We start from the raw sequence: 6758 nt of genomic DNA, 5'->3' as shown, positions 1-6758 counted from the left end.
CCCATGCCTCCCCTCAGAGCCCCACAACCCTGTAAACCCCCACAACCCCTCCCGATGTCATCCCGGGCGCAGACCCGGGACCCATACCCCCGGTCTCAGCGGGCAACGTAAGGCAGCAGCAACAGGCACAACCTTCCTCAGCATCCGCCGTTTCAACAATCGCCTTCAGTCATCAAATGAAGTCCGCATTAGCAATAAAGGAGGTGCACCGAGAGGCTTCGTCACCCTCCCTGCATTACTCATCACCACATGTGGTTATAGATCCCGGCTCCTTGGCCGGGATGACACCGGAGGCGACCGCTCTGCTCATCAGTGCCACTGCAAAACCAGTCCCATCTCAAACCACAGCGCCCTCTCACCCCATGCTTCCCCTCAGAGCCCGCAACCCTGAAAGCCCAACATCCCCTCCCGGTGTCATCCCGGGCGCAGACCCGGGATCCAATTTTATGAAAGCTCATTCACAAAGAAGGAAAACAGTGACTTTCTGGGCCATCTTGGCGATTTGGGTATTAGAAATGGCGTCAGAAGAAGGTTGAACGACATAATCGATGTCGTTGCTAGCGAGAAACAGCTTTGCAACTTCAGCTCTGATGGCAAAGTTTACATTCTGAGGAATATCGCCGTTAATTTCAGCTAGCTTCAGCGCATCCAGCTTTGAAACGACAACACCTACAACATTCCCTGCTTCATCAAAAACGGGACCGCCTGAGTTACCTTGCTGTACTGGCGCTGAAATTTGCATGGAACTTCTGTCGCCGTTCAAGCCTTTACTTGCGGTAATGCTGCCGCGAACGATGTTAAGGCCACCCAGAACATCCTGCAGCGGATAGCCTGCGACAGTGATGTCTGAATTTAAGCTGGCTGGCTTTGGCGAAAAGAAGGCGTGTTTAGCTAGTGTTGTATCAATCGATGGTTCTAAGACTGCAAGATCGTCTTCTTCAGAAGTTGCAATGACTTTTAGGTTGACACCGGACGCAGAAATAGAGCTACATTTATCAACTACGTGGTGATTAGTTAGTATTTGAGCTTTTTTGTTGATGTAGAATCCAGTCCCAGAGCTGCGCGGCGCATCCTGAGCTGCGCCTTCAGTGCGGCCTAGGTCTTCAGCGGCGACCTCGAGGAATAGGTCAGTATATAACTCAAGTGCTCCTCCTGAAGGGATTTGCCATGGCCAAGCGCCTGAATAATCAATGCTTGCGGCTATCGTATTTAATGCGTTGCGTTTGCGAGCTGGTGCAATAATTTCGACAGTGTTCCAGCGTTTCCCATGCCTATCTGATCTAGCATAGTGAAGAAACGTTTCGTCGGTTCTAACACTGGTCACCCAACGGTTTCTCTTTCGAACAACGTAGTTGTTGCCTTTGTCAACGGCCGTGTGTTCTAGGGTTTGGTGCGTTAGCTTTAATCTCTCTGATGACCCGCGCCAGGTTACAACTATGATACTTGATTGGTAATTCGTCCGGCTAGTAAATCCCTCGTTGTAGTCGATTGGCTCTGCGCCAAATGTTGGAAACGCAAACCACGCCCCTGTTTTAGAGTCGACAACACTCTCCCAACCGCTACTTTTGATTTCTTTTTGCAAATCCGCCAACAACTCAACCGCAGTCAAATTCATTGGCTCAATTTCATGGTTTTGATACGAAAATGCCTCCAGTGCAGCTTGGCTTGCTTTACCCCAACGGCCATCCAGCATGCCTTGGTAGTATCCTTGTAGTGCCAAAGAAGCTTGCAATGACCATTTTTCATGTTTGGAGAGATACCGAGCGTCAAAGTCTTGAAATAAGATATCAGTTCGGTCGTCTGAGCCATATGCTTGTGAACCTAAGAGAACGAAGCTCAAAACAAGCAGCATATGAAATATTTGGCGCATGACTCAGTCACTCAATAAAAAGGTTTGTTTCACAATAACTTTTTCAAGATAAATTTCTATACTAATTTTAGGTTTCAAGGTTTCTACATCCTAATCATCACCCTTCCCATCCTCTGCCATTTCCGCTACCCTCCACACACCAACACCAATCCTCAAAGGATTCCCAATGCCGCTGCGCGTGCACATCGCTGAGAAGATCACCGCCCGTGTCCATGATGGTCCGGCGTGTGGGCGATTTATGTGCTTGGCTTGAACAGCTCCCCGATACGAGTGAACCGCACCGCAGAGCCTTTGTGCTCGCCCGTTTGTGCGCCCTCACTTGAGTTATGAGCGTTTAGGCAGCGGGGCAGGGCGTGGCATCCCACGTGCCGCCTCAACGATGTAGACAGCCAGAATTCCTCAGATTCCGATGAAAAACGGGAGTATTGAGGAAATCTAAGAGCCTGATTATCAATCAGCCCCTTTATTGCGCTGCCCGCATTCGTTAAAAGACCTCCACGAATTTTATCTGCCCGGCTGTGACTCGAACTGTGCGCAGCTGCCGGCACATGCAAACCCTTGAGGGATTATGTCCGACCTCGAAACACTCGAAGCCGAGATTAACACCGCGATTGCCGGTGCTGACTCCGAAGCCGCACTGGAAGACGTGCGCGTTGCCGCCCTTGGCAAAAAGGGCAGCGTTTCTGAAAAAATGAAAACGCTTGGCAAGATGAGCCCGGAAGAGCGCAAGGAAATGGGTCCAGCGCTCAACGGCCTGAAAAACCGCGTGGGTGAAGCGATCGCTGCCCGCAAAGAGGTGCTGAAAGAAGAAGCACTGAACGCGCGCCTCGCATCTGAAACCGTTGATGTGAGCCAGCCACTGCGCACCACACCGGCAGAAGAAGGCCGCATCCACCCGATCTCTCAGGTCACAGACGAGCTGATCGCCATCTTCGCGACATGGGCTTCTCCGTTGCTGAAGGCCCGGACATCGAGACAGATGAGCTGAACTTCACCGCGCTGAACTTCCCGGAAGGCCACCCAGCCCGCGAAATGCACGACACCTTCTTCTTCAACGAGAAGGAAGACGGCGAACGCATGCTGCTGCGCACGCACACATCACCAGTGCAGATCCGCACCATGCGCAACCAGCAGCCACCAATCCGCGTGATCATGCCGGGCCGCACATACCGTTGTGACAGCGACCAGACCCACACACCAATGTTCCACCAGATGGAAGGCCTCGTGATCGATAAGACCACGCATATCGGCCACCTGAAAGGCACATTGGAAGAGTTCCTGAAGTCCTTCTTCGAAGTGGACGACGTAGAGCTGCGCTTCCGCCCAAGCTTCTTCCCGTTCACCGAACCTTCCATGGAAGTGGACGTGAAGTGCGACCGCTCTGGCGCTGAAGTGAAAATCGGCACCGGCAACGACTGGATGGAAATCCTCGGCTGCGGCATGGTGCATCCAAACGTTCTGCGCAACTGTGGTCTGGACCCGGATGTCTACCAGGGCTTCGCATGGGGCATCGGTATCGACCGCCTCGCCATGCTGAAATACGGCATGAACGACCTGCGCGCCTTCTTCGATGCTGACGTCCGCTGGATTAAGCACTACGGCTTCCGCCCACTGGACATTCCATCCCTGATGGCCGGTCTTTCCAAGTAATTTGGTCCAAACGTAAAGAGCAGAAAAATGAAATTCACCCTTTCTTGGCTCAAGGACCATCTTGAGACCGATGCAAGCCTTGATGAAATTGTTGAGCGCCTGACGCTGATCGGGCTGGAAGTGGAAGAAATCACCAATCCAGCGGATCGCCTCGGCACATTCAAGATCGCCCGCGTTCTGGAAGCTGAACAGCATCCAAACGCAGACCGTCTGCGCGTGCTGAAAGTGGACACCGGCGAAGGTGACCCGCTGCAGGTTGTCTGCGGCGCACCAAACGCCCGCAAGGGGCTGGTTGGCGTCTTCGCAAAACCGGGCGACTATGTTCCTGGTCTCGATGTAACTCTGTCCGTCGGCAAAATCCGTGACGTAGAAAGCTACGGCATGATGGCCTCCGAGCGCGAGCTGGAGTTATCCGACGAACACGACGGCATCATCGACCTGCCAGAAGACGCACCAGTTGGTGTTCCATATGTTGAATATGCTGGTCTGGATGATCCGGTCATCGAAATCGGCCTGACTCCAAACCGCTCCGACTGTGCAAGCGTGTTCGGTATTGCGCGTGATTTGGCTGCTTCCGGCTTAGGAACGCTAAAAACCCCGCAAAAAACGCAAATCAACGCATATAGCAACGCAAACGACCTAAAAGTTGTTTTGGATCTGGGAGATAGCCCGGAACACTGCCCTGCATTCGGCTACCGTGTGGTCCGTGGCATCAAAAACGGCCCGTCTCCAAAGTGGATGCAGAAGCGTCTGGTTGCTATCGGTCTGCGCCCGATTAATGCCCTCGTGGACATCACCAACTACATGACCTTCGATCAGGGCCGCCCGCTGCATGTCTTTGATGCAGATAAGGTTTCCGGCAACCTGACCATCCGTCACGGTAAAACCGGCGAGGAACTTGTTGGCCTCGACGGAAAAACTTATGCCGTTGATGAAACCGTCGTGGTCATCTCTGACGACAACGGTCTGGAGTCCCTCGGCGGAATTATGGGTGGAGAATCAACAGGTTGTGACGAAAACACCACCAACGTGGTGATCGAAAGCGCTCTGTGGGATCCCCTCAACATCGCCCGCTCCGGTCGTAAACTGGGAGTATCTACCGACGCCCGCTACCGCTTCGAGCGCGGTGTAGACCCGGCGTACATGGTGGAAGGCCTTGAAGTTGCTACGAAAATGGTCATGGACCTGTGTGGCGGCGGCGAAGCATCCGACACCCACGTTGTAGGAGAAGTGCCTCAGGAAGAGCGCATCATCGACTTCCCACTCAGCGAAGTAAAACGCCTCTCCGGTCTGGAAGTATCCCACGGCGAGATCAAAGCTATCCTCTCCCTGCTGGGCTTCTGGGTCGCTGGCAATGGCGATGTGGTCAAGGTTTCTCCTCCAAGCTGGCGTCCGGACGTACACGGAAAAGCTGATTTGGTAGAAGAGGTTATGCGCATTGTCGGCATCGACAAGGTGCCAACTGCTACCCTGCCGCGCATGGAGCCAGTCTCTCAGAAGGTTCTGACTGTTAGCCAGATCCGCCGCTCCAATGCCCGCCGTGCCCTCGCTGCACGCGGTATGGACGAGGCCGTTCTGTGGTCCTTCATTCCAAAAGCCCACGCAGAACACTTCGGCGGTGGTAACCCTGTGTTATCATTGGCAAATCCGATTTCCTCCGACATGTCCGACATGCGCCCGTCCCTGCTGCCTGGCCTGCTTACCGCAGCTCAGCGCAATGCCGACCGCGGCTACGCAGACGTCGCTCTCTTCGAAGTCGGACAAGTATTTGAAAACGATAGCGAAAAAGGCCAGAAGATGGTCATCGCCGGCATCCGCCGCGGGACCGCCAAACCAACCGGTTCTGGTCGCCACTGGTCTGGAAACGCTGAAAACATTGATGTTTTCGACGCGAAGGCAGATGCGGGTGCGGTCCTGCAGTCCATCGGTGCGCAGGTAGGCAACCTGATGGTCTTCACCGACGCCCCAAGTTACTACCACCCAGGCCGCTCCGGCGCCCTCAAAATGGGCCCGAAAAACACCCTGGCGTACTTCGGTGAGATCCACCCTAAGACCTTGGAAGCATTGGACATTGAAGGCCCGCTCGTGGCATTTGAAGTCTTCATCGACGCTGTGCCTCAGCCGAAGAAGAAAGCGACCAAATCCAAGGGTGCGTTGAATGCCGCTGACCTTATGCCGGTAAAACGGGACTTTGCGTTCCTGGTAGACAGCTCTATCCCGGTAGAAAAGCTGCTGAAAGCTGCCAAAGGTGCAGATAAAGCATTGATCACAAACGTGAATCTCTTCGACATCTACGAAGGGCAGGGCGTGCCGGAAGGCCAGCGCTCTCTTGCGATTGATGTAACCCTGCAGCCGACCAAGAAGACCCTCACCGATGAGGATATCGAGGCGGTCTCAAACAAGATTGTTGCGTCCGTTCAAAAGGCTACCGGCGGTACCCTGCGCGGATAACTCCCGCTGAACAACGCTGATAAAACATGAAAAACGCGGATTCTGGAAAAATCTGGAATCCGCGTTTTTATTGAGAAATCGGGAAAATGGGGCCTGCGGGCGAGGGCATAACTGCGCTGGCCAACGGGAGTAACGCTTCACCGCCCAAGTCCAGCCACCACACGCCTCACGGAACCCACAGCAACAACCGCCCTAAACCTCCGCAGCGCCCTCAGAAGCCTCCACCTCATCCGGCACAATCGCCTCAGAGATCACGCTCGCACGCCCGCAGAAGCCGCGGCGACGGCGGCGCTGCATGCGTTGACAGTCCTCGTCACTCAGCTCCTCCTCCGGCTTGCAGGACCCTTTGGCCGACCCAGCAGCGCCCTCAATCTTCAGCGCCAGCCCCTCACTCAGCGCCGTGGCAACCACCGTGCGCGCGTGAGAAACCAACCGCGAAAAGGTAGGCCGTGAAATCCCCATAAGATCCGCCGCCGCAGCATGTTCCAGCCCTTCAGCATCCGCCAGACGCAATGCCTCCATCCCGTCTTCACTCAGCACAGCAGCGCGAAGCTGGCGTAAAGGCACCCCCTGCGGCTTGAAGAACTGAGCACCCGAAGCTCCGTGAATGCGGCGTGGTTTTCTTGGTCGTGGCATAACAAACACTCCCTATTATGAGCATATGTTCATTATAGTGCGCCTCCAAACCCAGACTGACAAGTTAGGAAATGAACATATGCTCATTATCAACCCGCACTGCACCCGGCGAGAAGGGCATAACTCCACACACCCACGGGCATAAACGCCA

At 54.4% G+C, this 6758-nt stretch carries 3 protein-coding genes and 1 pseudogene; 2 read left to right on the top strand and 2 right to left on the bottom strand.

What is annotated here, in order from left to right; all coding sequences use genetic code 11:
- Positions 1-454 precede the first annotated feature (454 nt).
- Positions 455-1870: a S1 family peptidase gene (locus JCM12308_RS15630; RefSeq protein ID WP_054784373.1), complete on the bottom strand. Its 1416-nt coding sequence runs from the start codon at positions 1868-1870 to the stop codon at positions 455-457.
- Between the two features lie 568 nt (positions 1871-2438).
- Between JCM12308_RS15630 and pheS the strand changes: the two are divergent.
- A pseudogene (pheS, locus tag JCM12308_RS15625) lies at positions 2439-3520 on the top strand (phenylalanine--tRNA ligase subunit alpha).
- Positions 3521-3547: 27 nt separating this feature from the next.
- Positions 3548-5971, top strand: a complete 2424-nt coding sequence (gene pheT, locus JCM12308_RS15620) for a phenylalanine--tRNA ligase subunit beta (protein WP_054784372.1) — start codon at positions 3548-3550, stop codon at positions 5969-5971.
- Positions 5972-6163: 192 nt separating this feature from the next.
- On the opposite strand, the gene JCM12308_RS15615 is transcribed toward pheT, so the two are convergent.
- On the bottom strand, positions 6164-6607 hold the full coding sequence (locus tag JCM12308_RS15615) for a DUF134 domain-containing protein (protein WP_054784371.1): 444 nt from the start codon (positions 6605-6607) through the stop codon (positions 6164-6166).
- Between the last annotated feature and the right edge of the window lie 151 nt (positions 6608-6758).

Origin of the sequence: Pseudovibrio denitrificans JCM 12308 (assembly GCF_001310815.1) — a bacterium.
GTDB classification, from domain to species: Bacteria; Pseudomonadota; Alphaproteobacteria; order Rhizobiales; family Stappiaceae; genus Pseudovibrio; species Pseudovibrio denitrificans.
This window is presented reverse-complemented; position numbering and strand designations above follow the sequence as displayed.